The following is an 18,881-nucleotide window of genomic DNA, read 5'->3' as shown; positions in this document are numbered from 1 at the left end:
TTTTACGAGATGCCCAGGGCTTCCTCGTACAGACGGCGGTGCAGTTCCAGGTTCCGCTCGAAGGAGAGCTCCCGGACGACCCAGTCGCGGGAATTTTCGGCCATCCGTCGGGCCTCCCCGGGGTCTTCCAGCAAGCGGGAGATGGCCGCGGCGCAGCCGTCCACGTCACCTATCTCAAAAACCAACCCCCGGTCGCCATCCGTAATGAGTTCCGTGCTCCCCCCGGCCCTCGAAACGACACAGGGGATTCCGGCGGCCTGAGCCTCGATCACCGCGTTGGGAAGTCCCTCGGAGAGGCTCGAATGGCAGAAAACGTCCGCCGCGGCCAGCACGCACATCACGTCGTAGGTCCGACCGAGAAGCCGCACCTCTTCCCCGAGTCCCAGCTCTCGTACGAGCTCCTCGACCGCGGGGCGGAGGTGGCCTTTTCCGGCGAGGAGGGTCCGGATTCCGGGGTATGCGTTTTTCAAGCGAGCGGTCGCTTTCACCAGGGTCTGGGGGTCCTTGGGGTGCCGGAGGTTGGCCACCATCACCACCACCGGTCCCGAGCTCACCCCGAGCTTCCGCCTGGCTTCCCTGCGCTCGTCATCGGTCACTGGTCGCCCGGCTTCTATGCCGTTGTAGATGATTCGGAGCTTGGGCTCCGGACCGCCCCGCGAGAGAACCATTTCCCCCACCGCCCGGGAGTTGACCTCGATCAGCTCCGCCCTCCTCCAGTACCACCGGCAGGCAGTCAGGTGATACCAGCGCTTCCAGGGCTCCAGCCCCCCCTCGAAGACGAGCGCCTTCCTCCCCGTCTTGCGGGCCGCGGCCACGGCGTAGAGGTTTCCCGAGAAGAGCTGGCCCGCCACGAGCGGCCAGTCTTCCCGTTCCAACTTCTGTGCCAGGGCCCGGAGCCGGGCCAACCCCCGGGGACGGTTCGGCAGGGTCGTCACGGGGCAGGGCTCGGCTATCGGGAGGAGCGTTTCTTCCCATTGGTCGCCGAGAACCAGTATCTCCACCCTCCACCCCGCCTTCGCCGCGCGGCTGGCGACGTTGGAGAGCTGCTTCTCCGCGCCGGCCATATACCAGGGTCCGATGACGTGAAGAATCGAAGGATGCTCACGCCAAGCTTCTACCGATGTCCTCTTCGTAAGACCTCCCGCTCCGCCAACGGGCCCGACAGCTTTTCGATCGCTATATCGTAAGCCACCATGGGCAGCACGAGATAGAGATACAGATATTTGGTGTAAGTTCCCAGCATGAAACTGAATATTATAAAAGAGGTGAAGGAGAGCGTCGTTGCCGTGGACAGGAGTCGAATCCCCTGGTCACCGGCCAGCTTGGCGAGTTTCACCGCGCGAATACCCGACCAGAAGGAGAGGATAATCAGAACGACGAAGGGGATGAATCCTATCAGGCCGAACTCGACGAGGACCTGGAGCATCGTCGAGTGTTCCCCGGTGCGGCCTCGTTTGATGATGTAACCGCCCAGCAGCTTCTCGGGGGCGGTTCGGTACCGCATGTACCCCACACCGAGGATCGGATTTTCCAAAAACAGGCGGATGGAGGTGTCCACCTGTCTTTTTCTAATTATCACGGACTGATCCGTGCCCTCATCCCCGAAGAGGGAGTTCAGGGTTTCGATCCGCGACCAGTATTCGAAAGGGATGAACGCGATGATGAGCACGACGGTGAGGAGCAGCAGAATCAAGCGGTTTCTCAGTTTTATCACCGGTATGAAGAAGATGACTAGGAGGATGAGCGCCAGAGTTACGAAACCGGCGCGGGAGAAGGAGATGATGACTGCGATGAACGTGAGGAGGCCCAGCGCGATAAAAAAGGCCCAGGTTACTTTGCTCTTCCGGTATTGGGCGAGATAAACCGCGATGGGAAGCGCAACCACAGAGTAGCAGGCGTACTCGTTTGGATCGAGAAAATTTCCCGCGATTCTACCGGCCTCCGGTACCGTGATGTACTGGTACAGCCCCAGCGCGCCATCCATGCCTCGGGCCAGGAGGATGATCACGAGCAACCACCATAACCGTTTCTCCGTGTCCACGTACACGCGCGTCAGGACGAAGAGGACCAGGAATTGAAAGTGCTGCTCGACGAAGGCCGACTGGGGGTTGTGGCTGATGATGGTCGAGAAGGCGCCGGCCGCTATCAGGATGAGGACCACGATGCCCCGCTTGTCGAAGGCCCGTTTGAGCCGCTGCCCATACTCCGGTGTCCTGATCGCCGTTACGGCGAGGGTCACGGCGACGAGAAGAACCCCCCCGATTTTGGCCAGGGTGAAGGTATTCGACTCGATGTAGCCGTAGGGGAGGAAGTTGACGAGGAATATGTAACCGAGAAACGCGGTGAAGGGGTACTTCAGGGAGATGCCCAGGGCGATGACGCCCACTATACCCAGGCAGACGTAGTAGTAGGGCAGTCGTAAAAATACGCAGACGACCAGATACGCCGTCGCCAGCAGTGCGCACGCGGTGAGATCGCGGTGCCGACGGGCGTATTCCAGCCATCTCTCGTTGGACCTTTGGAATATCCCCGGTTGCGAAAAATTCATCTCGTATTGGCCGGTTGGGCGGCTACGTAGTCGTACAGCTCGAGGAGATCTTTGGCCAGAAGCGGCCAGTTGTACCGTTCGTCAACCCGTTTCCTGCCCCATTCCCCGATATTCCTTCGCATGTCCGCATCATCCAGAAGCATAGCACAGGCGCGGACCAAATCGGCATCGGTTTCAGCCACCAGGGCGTCCCGACCGGGGATGAACTCGATTCCCTCCATGGTCTTGGGCGTGGCCACGAGGGGTCTGGCGGCGGCCCAGGCCTCCGGCACCTTGTTCTTGAAACCCACGCCGTACGATAGAGGGCTGCAGTACACCGATCCCCGGGCAATCCACTCCGACACCGATTCCACCCGACCGGTGATGACGTTCCCGGGATTACCGGCGGCGGCCCTCTTCATGCGTCGGGTGGGGCGGTTTCCGACGATGAAAACCGCGAGCTTCGGCCACCTCCTGCGTAGCTGGGGGGCAATCCTCCCCATGAGCCTCAGCGCGGCCAGTTCGTTGGGGGGGTAATCGAATGAGCCGCTGAAAACGAGGCTGGGGAATTCCTCGGCATGCGGTTCGGGAGCCGTGGCACAGGGGTCGGCACCGTTGGAGACGACGCCCACGTGAAGGGCGGGGTTCAGTTTCTTCACGGCCTGGGCATCCAGGTTGGTACACATCCCCACGGCGTCGTAATAGCCGTACAGACGCGGCTCGATACGTCGGAACTTCAGAAAGTCAATGGCAATGGGCGGCTTTTTGCGCCAGGGAGCCATTTTAAGGTTCTCCATATAATTTCTGTAATAGGCGTCGTGCGGGACGATCAGCCGCGGCGGCGTTCTCAGGCCCACGATAGAGTATCCGAGAAAACACCCCTCCACGTGCAGGAGATCATATATTCCATCACTCAGAGCCCGCTTCACTGCATCCCGGATGAGTGAATTGCGGAAGAAGGAGAAGGGGAGGGGGAATGGACTTACGAGGGAGCGTAGTTTATCCCGGCAGTCCGGTCGGTGTCGGAACGGTTCGATTCTGATACTACGGGCATGGGGGCGTAAACCTTCAATGTCCCCTTGCTCGGGCGCGACGTGTGGGAAGAGGAGGAGGTCCACCTCGTGGAACCTGGAAACCTCGCGCAGGAGGTGGAAAAATTTACTCTCCCCCCCGCCCACCGGTGGGTAGGGCATCAGTATCGAAATGCAAAGCACCCTATATCCCGGCACGACCTTCTCCGTTCAGCATCTCGAGGATGAGCCGGACCACCCTGGCCCCGGAGCCTCCGTCCGCCGCGCACTCGTGGCGGGCGATGTATTCGTCGCGGCCTTGGGCCAGCTTATGGATGACTTCACCTTCGATTACCAGTTTTATCCTTTCCGCTATCTGCTCCGCGTCTTTGGCCCCCAGGACCGCCTCTGAATCCACGTAGGGCAGCACCGGGGGCTCTTCACCGGTCCTGAAGACCACCACCGGCCGCCCCAGCATGATCGCCTCCACGCCCACGGTGGAGAAGGCCGTGAGGATGACGTCCGAGGAGGCGAGCAGACCGTATAGATCCAGCTTCTTCGGCAGGAGCGCATCCCGGGGCGCCCCAAGTTCACTCAAAATCAGGCGCAGGTCCCCGAGGTTTTCGCGGGGGTGCGGTTTGACTAAAACCCGAAGCCGGGGTATCTCCCGAGCGGCGAGGAACGCCCCCCGCAGCATCTCTCGGCGCGTGTCATCGGTGAGTGCGACGTCGGGCGGCTGGGTGATGACGACCAGCAGGCGTTCATCGGTCTCTTTTTTAACGGGCTCTTTTTCACGGTACCGGACCAGCCCGTCGAAGGAGGGTTGACCGGTGACGACCATCTTCTCCCGGGGGACCCCGTTCTTGGCGTAAATGTTTTCGGAGTATGCGCCGCTCACCGCCAGCCTGTCCGCTTCCACCCGTCCGAAGAGCGGCGAGTCCCAGACCATGTCGTGGGATTCGATCGCCAGGGTGGGAATCCCCCTCGCGGCGGCCATCCGGAAGGCGAGGTTGACGAGATCGTTGCGCTCCGTAAGGCTGACGAGCAGCCGCGGCCTCACCGCTTCGATCAGTTCCTCGAGGGCCGACGCCCGGGGAATCAACCTCCAGAAGAGCTGCCGAATCACGCTCGTGAGCCAGCCCCGGGTGTACTCGCCCAGGTCCAGCCCCCTCCACGGCAGGCGGGGCAGGATTTGGGGCAACTCCGGTCCGATCCGCCAGTAACTCCGGTAGGTCCCTATCCATTCGTCGAGGCGTTTCGACCGGACCCGCACGTCGAGGCTGTACCGGCGGACGGCGGGAGGGAGATCGCGGGGCCTCACCCGGTATGTCGTCGCCAGCCCGACCCGCAACCCTTCGGGTATCCCATCCAATACGGACCGCCAGGTCGCCCTTTCGGAGGGAAGGGTCGTCAGAATCAGGCCATCCACGGGGGTGGGGCTCTCTCTTTTACCTAAGGAACGCAGGAGCGACACCGCCAGCTTGAGCCAGCGGGCCAGCCCTTCGTTCAGTGTGATGCTCGGTCCAGCGCCGACCCGGGAGGTCCGCAGGCGGCGGGTGAAGGAAGTGGGGACCATGCCGGGCGCGGTGAGGCGGACGCCTTTACCCCGGCAAACCTCGTCGAGAACCCCGGCCAGGAGCTCTTCCCCGCCCAGAAGGGTCGTCGCGTAAAAGCTCTCCGTCAGCGCCGAGTCCAGAATCGCTGCGCCGAGGCATGCCCGGCGCAGGCGGTACCAGTAGAAGAGGTGCCAGATGACCCGCGTCACGTCGTCCCGACCGAGGGTCTCGAGCGCGCGGTCGGTGAGCTCCTTGGACTCGGCGTCCACCCGTCGTATTCCCTCCCGCCCCAGAATCGCCTCGGAGGTCGTCACGGTGACGCCTTTGTCCCGGCAGACCTTCAACAACGACGCGCCGAGCACGCCCGGGAGAAGGTCCGTCACGGTCGGTTCGCGATTTATGCGCCTCTGGCGGTCAATCTCCCGCTCGAGTGCCTTCGGGGAGACGTATCCGGCCAGACCCAGAAGAGATGGCGCCCTAATCATCCAACTCACCGCGGGATTGAAAGAGGCGTTCACGGAGCCGGGTCTTCAGCATCTTGAAAAGCCCCAACCGGTGCTCACCGTAAACGATGAGGGGCAGCGCGAGGACGAGAAAGGCACCGGTTCCGGCCATCAGGCGTAAAAAGGGCGGCCAGTGTTCGATGTAGGTCAATCCAAACTTCAACCCTTCCACGAGCGCGCCGACGTAGCCCAAAGGCAGGAGGAGTCGCAGGAGGAAGCCCAGCCGCTCCCGCAGATTCATCCCCACCTCTTTCGCGGCGAAGTGGTTGATGATGAGGGAGTTCACGATGATGGCGCCCGTGCTCGCCAGCACGATGGACCAGCTGGAGCCGAAGCGGAACAGGGCCAGGGTGCAACCACAGACGGCCAGGAGCAGGATGCCGATCTGCATCCCGATCCACAGCCCGACGCGCCGGCGTTCGATGAGGAGATTGATGAGGGTGTTTCCGGCGATGGTAATGATGGCGTAGAAGGCCATCCGGGGCGCGTAGAGGTCTATGAGCGCCAGGGACGGGGCGTAATTCGGCAGCCAGGCCGCCAAAACCGTCCGCGAACCCATGACCGCCAGTCCGGCCACCAGGGCGCCGACGTAGGCGGCCGCCTCGGTGTAGCTTACCAGACGACGCCGGAGCTCACCGATTTCTCCGGCGCCGGTGCTGCGGGCCAGTTCCGGGTTGAGGACGACGCCGAGCTTGCCCGGGACCAGGATGACGAGCATACCGATGGTGGCGGCGAGGTTTAAAAAACCCCGGTCCACCCCGCCGATGAACCGGGCGATGAACAGCTTGTCCACGCTTTCCAGGCAAAAACGGAGGAATACGACGATGGTCAGCGGCAGCCCGACGCGCATCACCCGGAAAATTTTCGCCCAGTCGAGACGGGGAACCAACCGCAGCCGACGGGGGTAGCCGGTTCGGCTCCAGTAGATGACGACGAAGACGATTTCCACGATTATCAGGGCCCCGGCGGCGCCGAGAACCCCGTAGAGCTGCGCCCCCAGAAGGCTGAGGCCGACGGACGACAGGAAGTAGAAGAATTCCAGGATGGCCAGGAAGCGGAACCGCCCCTCGGCCTGGTAGAAGTTCGTTAAAATGGCCGTCAGATTCCGTATGGGGACCAGGGCCGCTCCTGCGCCAAGGATGGCGAATCCGAGGAGCGTGCCTTCTTCTATCTGGGTCCAGCCGAGGAGGAAGGCGGCAATGACGGCCACGAGACCCATCAGGAGTATGAAGCCCAGGGAGGCGTTTCGTAGGTCGGCGATTTCCTCCTCCGGGGTCCCCGCCCCCCGCAGGTAGGGAATCTGGCGGTAGATGCCCAGCGTCACGCCGAGATGGGCGTAGGCCCCGTAGCCCACGATGAGATTGATGACGAGGAACAGCCCGTAATGTGCCGGATTGGCGATGATTTTCGGCAGAAGGAGGGCGCGCAGGATGCTCAGACCGGCGCTGACCAGACCGGCGGTGGACATCCAAAACGTGTCGCTCCAGAGGTGGCTCGCCTTGACTTTACCCGTGGGCAATCCCGACCTCAATCGTAGGGTTCCCCGGAATACGGGTCCCTGGGGGAAAAAACGGCCGAAAGCGGTCTCCCGGCTTCCGGCTCAAAGAGGCTGATGGTTACTCCCATTCTCTACGTAACTCGGTCAGCCGTCGGTTGACCTCTTCCCCGTGCGCAACGAGACGTTTCAACGCCGCGGCCACCCGCCGGACGTCCTCCTCCTCCTGGTGGGAGTAGAGTGGGAGACAGAGCACGCCGTCCGCGAGTTTCTCGGTGACCTTCAACGGTCCCTGTGTCCGGGATAGGCCGGCGAAGCGGCGCTGGAGGTGCAGCGGCGGCGAGAAATACTTCTTGGTGCCGATGTTCTCCGCGGCGAGCCCCTCGGCGAGGTCGTCGCGAGTCATCCCCAACGTGTCGGAATCCACGACGAGGGCGAGGTCCTTGAAGGTCGAGACGGCGCCCGACGGCAGCTTCTGGAACCCCAGGCCGGGTGTGTCCCCCAGTTCGTCGCGGTAGACCTGGACCAGCCGGTGGCGCGTCTGGAGGTTTTCCTCCAGGTGTCGCAGGGAGGCCCTTCCCAGCACGGCGTTGAACTCGCTCATCCTGCCGTTCAAGCCCCGGGTGGGATCGGTGGCCGAGTCCAGGAGGCCGAGGTTCCGGCGACGCCTGAGGTCGGCGGCGGTCGCCTCTTCGCGACAGACGATCAGGCCGCCCTCCCCGGAGGTGACCGGTTTGGTGGGCGAGAGGGAGAAGACTTCGATGTCACCGAAGCGCCCGGCCGGCGTACCGTCCTGTCCGGCGCCGAAGGCGTGTGCGGCGTCGAGGATCAGCGGTATCCCGTGAGCGTCGGCCAGCTTGCGCAGTTCGACGACCGGTGGCGGGCAGCCGAAGACGTACACGCCGACGATGGCCAACGGCGCGCCGTTCGGCACGCCGTTCGTTTTATCCACGACGGCCCTTTCCACCGCCCCCGCGTCCACGTTGAAGTCGTCCGGCCTTGCGTCCACGAACACCGGTGTCAGCGCGTTCCACGTCGCCGCGAGCCCCGTGGCGAAGTAGGTGAAGCTGGGCATCACCACCTCGCCGGGCGCTTCGATGCGTGAGAGTGCCAGGACCAGCCCCGTGGTGCAGCTCGAGACCGCGACCACCTTCTCCGGCTCCGTCCCCATCCACTCCGCCGCTTCCCGCTCGAAGGCCTCCACCTGCGGACCGTTCGTTATGATCCCGCTCGCGAGCACGCGCTCCAGCTCGTCGGAAATCTCCCCGAACTTGGGCAGGGTGGGTCTGGCCACCGGTATGGGCTCCCGGAATGCCGGAGCGCCGCCCAGTATCGCCGGCCGGTCCTTCCCCGACCTATCGTCCGGGGTCAGGAGCCGCGTAGGCCGTCCGTCCTCGATGAAGGGGATGAGCTTGATTCCGCGTTCCCGGGCGATCCGGGCGAGCCCGGCGCGGTCGTACCCCGTCGTCGCCGTCAGCGGCTTGCGGCAGTACAGCTTTTCCACACTCTCGTCCCGGCCGCCTCCCCCGAGCAGGTGGCGCCGAACGTCGCCGTCGGTGAGCGTGCCCAGCAACCGGCCGTCGGTATCCACCACCAGCGCCATCCCCAACCGTCCGGCGTCTATCACCTCCATCGCCCGACGCAGCCCGTCGGTGGGGGATAGGAAGAGGTTGTTCACGGGCAAGGGGTTCGACGAGGGGTTTAAATCCCCTGTTCCGCCCCCCGTTGTCTCCTTTCCGGCCATCGCGCACCTCTCGGGTTTTCACCTCAGCGATTTATCCAGGAGGGTATCGTCGGTCGGTGTTTCCAATATTTTCTTGAGCGCCCTGGGCGCCGCACCGCCGTCACCGTAAGGGGAGGGCTGCCGTAGGAGCCGTTCGCGGATGCCCGCCTCGGCGAGGATTTTTTCGAGCGCCGCCCGCACTTCTCCCGAGTCCGCGTCGGCGTCGAGGACGTTGGCCCCGCGCTCGCGACCCATCTGTCTTGGTCCTACGTTGACTGCCGGCGTTCCCAGGACGGAGCACTCGATGAGCCCCGCCGAGGAGTTGCCCACGAGGGCCCGCGTCCGGCGCAGGATTTCGGTGAACGACTCCGGCGCCAGGCTGGCCTGGAGAGCGCGGTGCGGCCCACGTCCCACCCACCGTTCCAGTTCCAGGGCGATCGGCCGTCCCCCGGCGTCGGCGTTGGGGTGGAGGACGAGGGCGGGGAGCGAGGCGGCGTCCAGCGCCTTCAGGCACGCCGCAAGCCCCTTAGCCGTCTTCTCCGGCTCCCCGGGGAGGGGGTGGTATACCAGCACCAGGAAATCGCCGTCCAGGTTCAGGCCCACCCGTTCGCCCAGGGCGCGGAGCTTCCCGGGGCCGAGGGGTGGGCTGGAAAGGGCGTGGTCGGCCGCCAGGGAGCCCACCGGGTGCACCCTCCAGGCCTCCTCCCCCCATCCGAGCAGCCTCTGGGCCGCGGACCGGGTGGCGGGGAATAGAAGATGGGCCAGACGGCTGACGGCGTGCCGGGGCCCGTCGTCCACCAGTGACAGGTCCCCGGCGTGGAACTGGGCCAGGGGGACGCGGCAGTACCAAGCAGCAACGGCGGCGCCCAGCACCTCGACCCGGTCCCCCAGCACAACGAGCCAGTCCGGCCGGTCGCGGATCCACAGGCGCGCCAGCTCCCCGGTCACCCGGGAGGCCAGCTCCGCCATGCCCGCCGGAGTGTCGTCATCCTCGACCACGGGGGCCAGGGTCACCGGCTCGAACCCGTCCCGGCGTATCTCCTCCACCGTCATCCCGCGGGAGGGCGAGAGGTGACCGGCCGCCGCATAGAGTACCAGCTCCGCCCCCGGTTCCCCCTTCACCCGCCGGATGAAGGGGCGGAGCAGGCCGTAATCGGAGCGGCAACCGGTGAGGATGGCTATCCGCCGGTGCGTCAAGTCAGGGCTTCTTGATGTAGAGCCCGCCCAGGAGCCTTCGCTTGACGACGTAGGTGCCGAACTTGGCGATGTGCGCCTCGGCGGCGTGGAAAATCAGGTCCAAGAGATCGTCGCGCGTGCGGGAATCGGTGGCCAGGAGCCCGTAGAGCTTCCCGGTCGCGTAAAACTCGGCCACGTCCTGGGGCCGGGGGAAGCTCAGGTCGTTGGCGAATTCGATCCGTTTGCCGGGGCCGAGGCTTTCGTCCAAAAGCGGCAGGACCTCGGCGGTCAAGTCCCTCCCCCGGGCGGCCATCTCGGCGGTGGGGTGCTCCCCCACCAGCTCCCAGTGCATCTGCATGAACTCGGCCTGGTCGTCGGGGGCGGAACCGGTGACGAGCAACCGACCGTTGGGGCGGAGGATACGCCCGATTTCCCTCAGGGCGAGGTCGAGATCGGGCAGGATGGTGAGGGTGAAGTTGGACACCGCCGCGTCGTAGGAGCCGTCGGGCCAGGGCCAGGGAGCCTCCCACCGCCAGAGGTCGAAGGAGACGGGCAGGTCGTCCTTTTCGAGAGCGTCCCAGGCCGCCGCGTAGTCCGGCTCGTTGTCTATCCCCTTGGCGTGGCCGTCCGGCGCCACCGCCCGGGCGAGCGGGATCGTTATTTGCCCCACCCCGCAGCCGATGTCTATGACCCTTTCCCCCGAGGCCAGCCCCAGGTTGGCGATGGTCCAACCGGCGAGGTCCGCGTTTCCGAAGCGCCGGTGGATCGAGGCCACGCTCCTCTTCCGGATGGCCTCGGTGGGCAGCGAATCGGGCGCGGTATCGTAGATTTCGTACTCCACGCTCACCCCTCTTTAAAAGGCTTCGATTATTCCAGATCGTCTTTGGTCAGGGGTTGATCCGGCTCCAGCGTCCCTTTCAGTTTTCTCCCGTACAGGCGTTCGACCCCGCGGGGGTCCAGGCCCACCGCCGGCCGCTTGGCGGTTAAATCACCCGGGGCCAGGCGGTGACCCGCCTCCAGCCTCCGGGTCGTTCGGAGGCCCTTCCGCGAGACCGACCGGGTGTCCTCTTCCGAGGGGGTGGAGCGTTTCTCTCCATCGCCCAGGATGCGCTCCGCGTTGCGTATCCCGCGGACTAGTTCCCGAAAACCGGTCGGGTCCAGGCTGGCCGCGTGGTCGGGACCCGCGGCGCCCGTGTCCAGGGTGAAGTGTTTCTCCACGGCGCAGGCGCCCAGGGCCACGGCCAGGCATGCGGCCAGGGTGCCCGGGCTGTGGTCGGAGAGGCCCACGGGACGGTCGAAGCGTTCGCGCAGGGCGGTCAGGGCGCGCAGGTTCAGCTCCTCCGCCGGGGCGGGGTACGCGCTGGTGCAGTGGAGGAGGAGAATTTCCGCCTTCCCCAGGCGGTTCACGGCCCAGGCGACGTCTTCCAGATTCGCCATCCCCGTGGAGACCATGAGCGGGAGGCCGGTATCCCGCGCGGCGTCCAGCACGAAAGGATCGGTGAGCTCGCCGGAGCCGATTTTCAGCACCGGCACGCCCAGCTCCGCGGCGGCGCGCACGTCCCCCGCGGAGAAGGCCGAGAGGGTGAAATCCAGGCCCAGTCCGTCGCAGCGGGATTTCACCCGGGCGAAGTCCCGCTCGGAGAGTTTCAATCGCTCGAGCATGGCCAACTGGTCGTTCCCGCCGGCGTTATGCCTCTGGTAGCGCGCCAGGGGCGCATCGGCGGCGACGAGGTTCTCGGGGGTGAAGAGTTGGAACTTGACCGCGTCGGCGCCGCACTCCCCGGCGGCGGCCGCCAGTTCAAGGGCCTTCTCCGGGTCGCCGTCGTGGTTCACCCCACCCTCGGCGACGATGTACACCGGTTCGCCCGACGTCAACAGGCGCCCACCCACACGGAAGGCGGCTACCATCTCGGGGCTCTTTTGGCGTGGATGAGACCGGCCTCGGCCACCGCCATGTCCCAGGAGTCGTCCACGTCCACCGACTCCCGGGGCTCCATCACGAAGGCGGCGCAGCGGTCGCCGAGGATGCGGTCGGCGGCTAAAAGCTCCGGGGAGGTCGCGTAAATCGCCCCGTTGGGGTAGTAAAAATCGGGCAACCCCTGCCGGCGGTCGGGTCGTTCCCGCTCGATGGGCTCGGCCAGCCCGTCGGTGATGCGGTAAGCCCAGGCCGGGTTCTGACGCATGGGGGTCAGCGAAATCAGGGAATCGAACCCCCCGGAAAGAAGCAGGTCCAGCGAGGCGTCCAGATGGGCGGCGGTCCGCAGCGGCGAGGTCGGCTGCAGAAGCACCACCCATTCCGGGGCGTACCCCTCGTCGGCGTGCAGGCCTGCCAGGGCGTGCTGGAGGACCTCCAGGGAGGTGGATGCGTCTCCCGCCAGCTCGACGGGGCGCCGGAAGGGAACCTCGAGGCCCAGGCGGCGTCCCAGGCTCGCTATTTCGTCGTCCTCGGTGGACAGGACCGCCCGGAGTGAATGGACGGCCCCCAGGACGCAGTCGGCCGTGTAGGCCAACAGCGGCCTCCCTCCCAGGGGAGCGAGGTTCTTCCGCTCCAGGCCCTTGGATGAGCCCCGGGCGGGGATGACGGCGAGTATCTCCATGTCCTTCTCAACGACCGCGCGGCGGTTGAGGCCGTATTATCCAGGTGATGATACAAAAAGGGGGTCCCCCCCGCAAGACCGCCCTTCTCGCCGCTTTATCAGTCTGCGATGTGAAAAATCCTAGGCCAGCCACACGTTCCCATCGTTGGGGATTCCCGCGGTGGCGTTCCGCGTGTCCACCACCAGGGCCGCGCGGCGGACCACCTCCCGGTAATCGTAGGCGGAGTGGTTGGTCACGACGACCACGGCGTCGTAGGCCGCGAGCTCGGAGTAATTCTTCAGGGGGATGCTCTCCAGGCGCAGTTTGGTCTGGCGCGTGGCGGGCATCTTCCTGATGTACGGGTCGTGGTAATCCACCTCCGCCCCGCGCTTCAGGAGGCCCTCCATGACCGGCACGGCCGGGCTTTCGCGCATGTCGTCTATGTCCGGCTTGTAGGAGATGCCGAGGATTAAAATTTTCGAGCCCCGGAGCGGCTTGCCCGCGTGGTTGAGCGCCTCGGCGGTGCGCTCCACCACGAAACGGGGCATCCCCGTGTTTATCTCGCCGGCCAGCTCGATGAATCGGGTGCTGAACTCGTACTCGTGGGCCTTCCAGGTGAGGTAGAAGGGGTCTATGGGGATGCAGTGTCCCCCGAGGCCCGGCCCCGGGCGGAAGGGCATGAACCCGAAGGGCTTCGTCGAGGCGGCGTCTATCACCTCGTGCAGGTTGACCCCCATGCGCAGCGCCAGCATCTTCAGCTCGTTGACCAGGGCGATGTTCACGGCCCGGAAGGTGTTCTCGAAGATTTTGGTCATCTCGGCCACCTCCAGGCTGGACACCGGGACCGTTTGCTCGAAGACCCGGTCGTAGAAGCCCTTGACCAGGTCCAGCCCCGCCGGCGTCAGCGCGCCGATGACCTTGGGAATCGTCCGGGTCCGATACTCCTTGTTGCCCGGGTCCTCCCGCTCCGGGGAGAAGGCGAGGAAGAAGTCCGACCCGCCTTTCAGGCCCGATCCCTCCTCGAGGATGGGCAGAACGACCTCCCGGGTGGTGCCGGGGTAGGTGGTGGACTCGAGAATCACCACCTGTCCCTTCCCGAGCCGACGGGCCACGTCCCGGGACGTGGCCTCGATGAAGCTCAGGTCCGGCTGCCGGTGATCGTCGAGCGGCGTGGGCACGCAGATGGCGATGACGTCAACTTCGCCCAGGCGGCCGAGGTCGCCGGTCGCGTCGAGAAGGCCGCCGTCCACGTACGGTTTGATCCGCCCGGCCGGTATCTGCTGGATGTAGCTCTCGCCTTTTCGGAGAAACTCTACTTTTGACGGGTCTATGTCGAAGCCGACGACGCGGATGCCGGCCTCGGCGAACTCCAGGGCGAGGGGCAGCCCCACGTAGCCCAGTCCGATGACGCCGAAAACCGCCGGACCCCCTGTCAGTTTTTTCACGAGTTCGTTGTGGTTCATGTCCTCATCGGGTGGGGTAGAGTCGTGGTTTGAGCCGTTGGACGAGTTGCAGGGTAATCCGCCCCCAGGCGCCGCCCAGACCGTGGGAGCGTCGGTAGAGCCGGTGGACGAACCAGGCCAGCCTGGCCCGGGCGGGCATCGGTTTCACGCCGCGGACGGAGCTTTTCCACCGGCGGGCCGTGACGCGGCCGATAAGGCTCCCGGCGCGTTCCATCGCCAGCACGGTGTCCGCGTTGCCCCACCAGCCGTCGGCGTCCCGGTGGCAGAGGCGGTGGACGACCTCGAGGCCGTCGGGATTCAAATAGGCTGCTATCTCGCCGACCCGCGGAGGTGTTTCCCCGAAAGGCTCGAGAAGAATCTCGGCCCCGTCGGGTATCAATTCACCGTGGCATCGGCCACGGCTCTTCACCCATCGGGGGCCGCCCGCGCGCAGCGCCTCCGCTATGAGCCCGGCTTTCAGGTTTTGTTTGATCCAACCCTCGTTGGTTCAAGGGATTCGACGGTGCTTAACGCCGCCCCAAGGTGTCGAATCTCCCCGCTAAGAATCGAAGGGCCAGATCAAGCAACACCCGGACGTACTCGCAGGAGTGGGATAGTTGCAGCTTGTTGTATGTTTTTGGCACTTGCTGACGGAGCTTTGTGCGTACACACACTTCAACGATGCTTCCTGAAAGATGAGCTTGCTCGAGATGAAGGGTGCCGTATACGTTTTTTTAAGCACTTGCGCTCCTTTTTCCTCGACTTCTGTAGTAGGCGTTGAAGTAGTGCTCGGCAGCTCTACAGGCGTTGGGTGATGGTTTCCACAGACTCCCCGTTTCGATGAACGATAGACCGGGACATCGAATACAAAAGGTTATAAATTTGCACCCGGTACATTCAGAGGGCGACAGGCGTGTTAATCCGCTTAAATACTGGCACAAAGGGGAATGATGCCATATCCTTCTCAAGCTGTTTCTTTGGATGTTCCCCAGGGGAGCCCTGAACTGAACGCAGGGGATAACGGTTCCATTCGGGGTTATCGTCATCGTTGAGAAACCAGCCGTACACCTTATAGCCAAAGGTATGTGATCTTCCTCTACATCGGGCAAGTCGTAATCGGTTTTATAAAAATTATCAAAAACATAACAGAATTCAACTTCGGAAATTGCATATTCAAGTGGTTGCTGACCCCCGTTGTTGTCCGGTGTAATGTTATGTGAGATATGTGGATATCCTCCTAAAGACAGCATCAGCCTATTTAAATTGTTGACTTTTTTATAATTGCTTTTTAACAGGCTGCCCTTCAACATCACATGAATTCCAGCGGCTTTCAATTGCTTTATTGCATTGACCGTACGGTCGTAACTACCCGGCACACCGGTAATTTCTTCGTGGGTATCACGATCTGATCCATGAATGGATATATCTACATATTGCACGCCGCATCGAATTAAATGGTCAATGTCGTCCTTTGTAAATGTCGTCGCGTTGGTGAAAACGCGGATGAGCATGTTTTGCCTGTGAAGCTCCTCGATTATCTCCCAAAATCCCGGGTAGAGAGTCGGTTCACCGCCCGTGACGGATACATAGAAAGTTCCGAGCTCCTTCAACTCTCCGATTGCCCTCAACCATTCCTCGACGGGCATCTCTTTCTGATAGGGGTCATCATGGGTCAGGTAACAGTGCACGCACTTCTGATTGCAGCTGTAAGTGAGTTCGAACGTCACGATGTATGGTATGTGGTACCGAATCGCTTTCCACAGCAGCTTATCGAAAGCGTTTATATTCTCGGTTTGTGTCACTTGTTTTTTCACCGGCGGTACTCGATAAGGCCTTTTTTGTGCAATTGTGAAAAGAATTCTATCATGTCCTGTTTTAGCGCGTCTGGAGCGACTTCGTACTCCGACAACACCTTACTTGCAATTTCTCTCACGCTTTTTTCGTCGTCAATCAGGTTCCAGATGAAACTCCCCACCTCGTTGAAGTTGTGGAGTACCCCGTCTTCTGGGGTGATGGCGAAAATTTCGCCGTCCACATTCTGGGAGGGTATCAGCCCCGCTTTTACGGGCACCGCGTCGGGATCGTAGGTTTTCATCAGAAAATATCGAGCCTCTCCCCGAGGTGGCCGAGGATGTAGGTCAGTGAACGGATCCGCGGGTCCGCGAGGTAGAGGCCCAGCAGCCTGGATCGTGTCCGCACCCCTCCCGCCCTCTGCCTGAAAAAATTCATCCCGCTTCTTCCCGGCCTGAGCGGTTCTCCGGGTGGGACGAGCCTCCTCATCGTCGGGTAGCACCTCAGGTAGGCCAGGGCGAAGGAGACCGTCCGTTCCAATCCCGCCTTGCGCGCCAGCGTGTAAAGTTTACCCCAATCCAGACCGGGACACAACAGCCAGATATCGTACACCGACAGGAGGTGGGGATCGAAGAAGTGGTTCCCGCAGAGGTGGACCATGCAGAAGAGCGCCGCGTCCTCCCTCGATGGCACCCAGAGCGTGACCCCGTACAGGTCCAGAGGTGTAGGCTCTTCGCCGAACCTGTACCGGGCGTTGTATCTCCCGGGCGCGGTGAGGTCATGGTGGACTTCTAAGATGGTTTGGTCCTTGCCCCAGATCAGGTGATTCCAGCGCCGCCAGAGCCGGCGCCCCAGCCGCCCCCGGGTGGCCAGTCTCCAGCCCGTTTTTTCCGCCGCCTCGGCGAACCGGGCTGTCTTTCTGCGCTCGAGGTAGAGATCCAGGTCCACCGCCGGTCGGGTGGCGGGCGGGTACAGCCGCGCGCGGAAATCCAAACCCTTGAGGGCCAGCGGTTGCAGCGCCGCCGTCTCCGACAGAAGGTCCAGGAGCGGGGCGGTTTGGACCAACTCCCAGCGGGCCTCTCGACGCCTTTCTTCCTTCAGGGGGATCAGCATGTTATTTTGCAAGCCCCGTGCCAAACCCCCGCCGCCCAGCCTCCAATCCGCCAGCGGGGCGAGTCGCTCCTCCTTCAGCCATTCCTGGGCGTTCGGTGTTTCCACAATGTGACGAGCCAGATCGCCGGGATCTCGACTCGTCAGCGCGGTGAAAAGGGTTACTTTTTGCCCCGGAAACGTTTCCAAATCGAACCTTTAGACCGCTCCGCTTCGTCGTCGTGGTGGTAATAGTGGTAGTACCTGTGCGATTTGTACGTTCTGGTGAGATCCACCTTGTTCAAAACGAAGCCCAGGATCTGAGCCCGCGCGTTTTTCAGGAGGCTCACCGCTTCCTTGACGGCCTCGGCCTCGCTCGTCTCGGCTTCGATGACCAGGATGGTTCCGTCAACCAGGGTTCCCAGGATGGCGGGATCGGTCACCGCCAGGACGGGGGATGTGTCCAGAATCACCTTCTCGTACTCCTGACGGAATCGTTCGAGGATATCCTGTGTCCGGCGGCTGGACAGGAGTTCGGAGGGATTCGGCGGCGGGTGCCCCGAGGGGAGGATGAAGAGGTTTTCGACCCGGGTGGGTCGGATGACTTCCTCGTCGGTTCTGTCCCCGAGAATGAGCTCGGTGAAACCGGGTGTGTTGGGGATGTTGAAGAAACGGTGCATTTTCGCCTTGCGCAGATCGGTGTCCACCAGGAGGGTTTTATAACCCTGCTGGGCGATGGATACACCCAGGTTCGCCGTGGTCGTGGTCTTCCCCTCACCCTTGCTGGGACTCGTGATGGAAAGAACGCGGATTTGCTTGTCGATGCTGAAGTATTGGATGTTCGTTCGAATGATGCGGTACGTTTCGGCGATGGGGGAACGCGGATTTTCCAAGACGATCAGGCGACCTTCACCGAGCTCTTCGAACTCCTCGGTCGCTTTCGGGATCGTGCCGATCGCTGTGAGCCCGGTCAGACTGGTGACTTCATCGGCCGATTTCACCGTCGTGTCGTTCATTTCGACGATCATGGCCAGGCCGATTCCGATGACGAGGCCGACGGCCAAGCCGAGGAGAAGATCCGACGCGTGGTTGGGGCTTACCGGCGCCGTGGGCCGTATCGCCCGGTCAATGATGCGGACGTCACCCGTTTCCATGCTCTCGTTGATGCGCGCCTCCTCGTATCGCTCGAGGAGCAGTGAGTGGATTTTCGACGCGACTTCGCTCTTTCGCTCCCGGATGGAGAGTTCCATCTCCTCCCGCGGCATGGTGGAAAGCTCCGAAGTCAACTCCGAGATGGTGCTCGACGTTTCTACGAGTTTGGATTTGACGCCTTCGATAGATATGCCGAGGGCGCCGGCGGTGATGATGTAGGCGAGCCGCCTCTCTATGTCATCTTCGAGGGCGCCCAACTCCCCATCAATCTCGGCCAGCCTGGGGTTGAGTTGACCGGAGGTTTGCTTCAACTGCTCTTTCTCGATCGTGAGCTCCCCGGTTGTCCGGATGATCTCCTTCAACATCTGGTCCGTTTGGAATTCGGGCCAGGAACTGATGGCAGTCAGCGTGTCGAGGTTTACCTCGCCTTGATTCAGGTAGTTCTCGGCGGTTCTTTGCTGTTCCTGGAGCTCGGCGAGTTCCCGTTCCAGGTTGTTCTTGCTCTCTTCGACACCGCTCAAACGTTGAATCAAGTTCCTCGCCTCTTCGGTGAAGGAAACGATGCCCAGCTCTTCCTTGTACTCCCTCAGGAGGTCCTCCGTCAGCCGCAGCTTGACTTCGGCCACTTCGATCTGCTGCCCGATGAACTCCCGGGCCTTTCGGGCGCGCTCCTGTTTCCAGCGCAGATTTTCATCCACGTAGACCTCGGCGATGGTGTTCGCCAGCCTGGACACCATCTTCGGGTCCGTGTGGGAAACGCTCACGGTGAACGCGTTTGAGTCGCTGGCCTGTTGCACCGAGGTGGCATGGCGGATGCTCTCGGCTTCCTGGATGGGATTG

16 protein-coding genes are annotated in these 18,881 nt (G+C 63.0%); all 16 read right to left on the bottom strand.

Features of this window, described 5'->3' with window-relative positions; genetic code table 11:
• Window positions 1–2 precede the first annotated feature (2 nt).
• The gene (locus VM054_09345; GenBank protein HUT99266.1) at window positions 3–1,064 is read right to left on the bottom strand and encodes a glycosyltransferase; all 1,062 of its coding nucleotides are present in this window, start codon (window positions 1,062–1,064) and stop codon (window positions 3–5) included.
• Between the two features lie 50 nt (window positions 1,065–1,114).
• Entirely contained in the window at window positions 1,115–2,548 is a 1,434-nt protein-coding gene (locus tag VM054_09340; GenBank protein HUT99265.1) for an O-antigen ligase family protein, read from the bottom strand.
• Window positions 2,545–3,720 carry a glycosyltransferase gene (locus VM054_09335; protein ID HUT99264.1) on the bottom strand — a complete coding sequence of 392 codons (1,176 nt, stop codon included), beginning with the start codon at window positions 3,718–3,720 and terminating at the stop codon, window positions 2,545–2,547. The genes VM054_09340 and VM054_09335 overlap by 4 nt, the downstream gene beginning before the upstream one ends.
• Window positions 3,721–3,742: 22 nt before the next feature.
• Complete coding sequence (locus VM054_09330; protein HUT99263.1) at window positions 3,743–5,578, bottom strand: UDP-N-acetylglucosamine 2-epimerase; 1,836 nt, start codon at window positions 5,576–5,578, stop codon at window positions 3,743–3,745.
• Complete coding sequence (locus tag VM054_09325; GenBank protein HUT99262.1) at window positions 5,571–7,115, bottom strand: lipopolysaccharide biosynthesis protein; 1,545 nt, start codon at window positions 7,113–7,115, stop codon at window positions 5,571–5,573. The genes VM054_09330 and VM054_09325 overlap by 8 nt, the downstream gene beginning before the upstream one ends.
• Window positions 7,116–7,212: 97 nt before the next feature.
• Window positions 7,213–8,769 (bottom strand): aminotransferase class I/II-fold pyridoxal phosphate-dependent enzyme, encoded by a 1,557-nt coding sequence (locus VM054_09320; GenBank protein ID HUT99261.1) that lies wholly within the window; start codon window positions 8,767–8,769, stop codon window positions 7,213–7,215.
• A gap of 84 nt (window positions 8,770–8,853) precedes the next feature.
• A complete protein-coding gene (neuC, locus tag VM054_09315) occupies window positions 8,854–10,011 on the bottom strand; it encodes a UDP-N-acetylglucosamine 2-epimerase (protein HUT99260.1) in 1,158 nt (385 codons plus the stop codon).
• Window position 10,012: 1 nt separating this feature from the next.
• Entirely contained in the window at window positions 10,013–10,831 is an 819-nt protein-coding gene (locus VM054_09310) for a methyltransferase domain-containing protein (protein HUT99259.1), read from the bottom strand.
• Between the two features lie 26 nt (window positions 10,832–10,857).
• A complete protein-coding gene (locus tag VM054_09305) occupies window positions 10,858–11,898 on the bottom strand; it encodes an N-acetylneuraminate synthase family protein (GenBank protein HUT99258.1) in 1,041 nt (346 codons plus the stop codon).
• Window positions 11,892–12,587, bottom strand: coding sequence for an acylneuraminate cytidylyltransferase family protein (locus tag VM054_09300; protein ID HUT99257.1), 696 nt, complete (start codon window positions 12,585–12,587; stop codon window positions 11,892–11,894). The genes VM054_09305 and VM054_09300 overlap by 7 nt, the downstream gene beginning before the upstream one ends.
• Window positions 12,588–12,707: 120 nt before the next feature.
• Window positions 12,708–14,030 (bottom strand): nucleotide sugar dehydrogenase, encoded by a 1,323-nt coding sequence (locus VM054_09295; GenBank protein HUT99256.1) that lies wholly within the window; start codon window positions 14,028–14,030, stop codon window positions 12,708–12,710.
• A 4-nt stretch (window positions 14,031–14,034) separates the two neighbouring features.
• Window positions 14,035–14,439 (bottom strand): hypothetical protein, encoded by a 405-nt coding sequence (locus VM054_09290; protein HUT99255.1) that lies wholly within the window; start codon window positions 14,437–14,439, stop codon window positions 14,035–14,037.
• 304 nt (window positions 14,440–14,743) lie between these two features.
• Window positions 14,744–15,736, bottom strand: a complete 993-nt coding sequence (locus VM054_09285; GenBank protein HUT99254.1) for a radical SAM protein — start codon at window positions 15,734–15,736, stop codon at window positions 14,744–14,746.
• Window positions 15,737–15,819: 83 nt separating this feature from the next.
• Window positions 15,820–16,104: a PqqD family protein gene (locus VM054_09280; protein HUT99253.1), complete on the bottom strand. Its 285-nt coding sequence runs from the start codon at window positions 16,102–16,104 to the stop codon at window positions 15,820–15,822.
• Window positions 16,104–17,018, bottom strand: coding sequence for a nucleotidyltransferase family protein (locus tag VM054_09275; protein HUT99252.1), 915 nt, complete (start codon window positions 17,016–17,018; stop codon window positions 16,104–16,106). Before VM054_09275 ends, VM054_09280 begins: the two co-directional genes overlap by 1 nt.
• 53 nt (window positions 17,019–17,071) lie before the next feature.
• A partial coding sequence (locus VM054_09270; GenBank protein ID HUT99251.1) for a polysaccharide biosynthesis tyrosine autokinase occupies window positions 17,072–18,881 on the bottom strand: 1,810 nt, incomplete at its 5' end.

Source organism: bacterium (genome assembly GCA_035528375.1).
Taxonomy (GTDB): Bacteria; RBG-13-66-14; RBG-13-66-14; order RBG-13-66-14; family RBG-13-66-14; genus RBG-13-66-14.
Note: the sequence above shows the minus strand (reverse complement) of the source record. Positions and strands in the feature narration are given on the sequence as shown.

Coding starts and splice junctions, on each gene's coding strand:
- VM054_09280 (HUT99253.1), bottom strand. CDS start 16,104: ATGAAAACCTACGATCCCGACGCGGTGCCCGTAAAAGCGGGGCTGATA.
- VM054_09330 (HUT99263.1), bottom strand. CDS start 5,578: ATGATTAGGGCGCCATCTCTTCTGGGTCTGGCCGGATACGTCTCCCCG.
- VM054_09305 (HUT99258.1), bottom strand. CDS start 11,898: ATGGTAGCCGCCTTCCGTGTGGGTGGGCGCCTGTTGACGTCGGGCGAA.
- VM054_09300 (HUT99257.1), bottom strand. CDS start 12,587: ATGGAGATACTCGCCGTCATCCCCGCCCGGGGCTCATCCAAGGGCCTG.
- VM054_09345 (HUT99266.1), bottom strand. CDS start 1,064: ATGGCCGGCGCGGAGAAGCAGCTCTCCAACGTCGCCAGCCGCGCGGCG.
- VM054_09335 (HUT99264.1), bottom strand. CDS start 3,720: ATGCCCTACCCACCGGTGGGCGGGGGGGAGAGTAAATTTTTCCACCTC.
- VM054_09340 (HUT99265.1), bottom strand. CDS start 2,548: ATGAATTTTTCGCAACCGGGGATATTCCAAAGGTCCAACGAGAGATGG.
- VM054_09295 (HUT99256.1), bottom strand. CDS start 14,030: ATGAACCACAACGAACTCGTGAAAAAACTGACAGGGGGTCCGGCGGTT.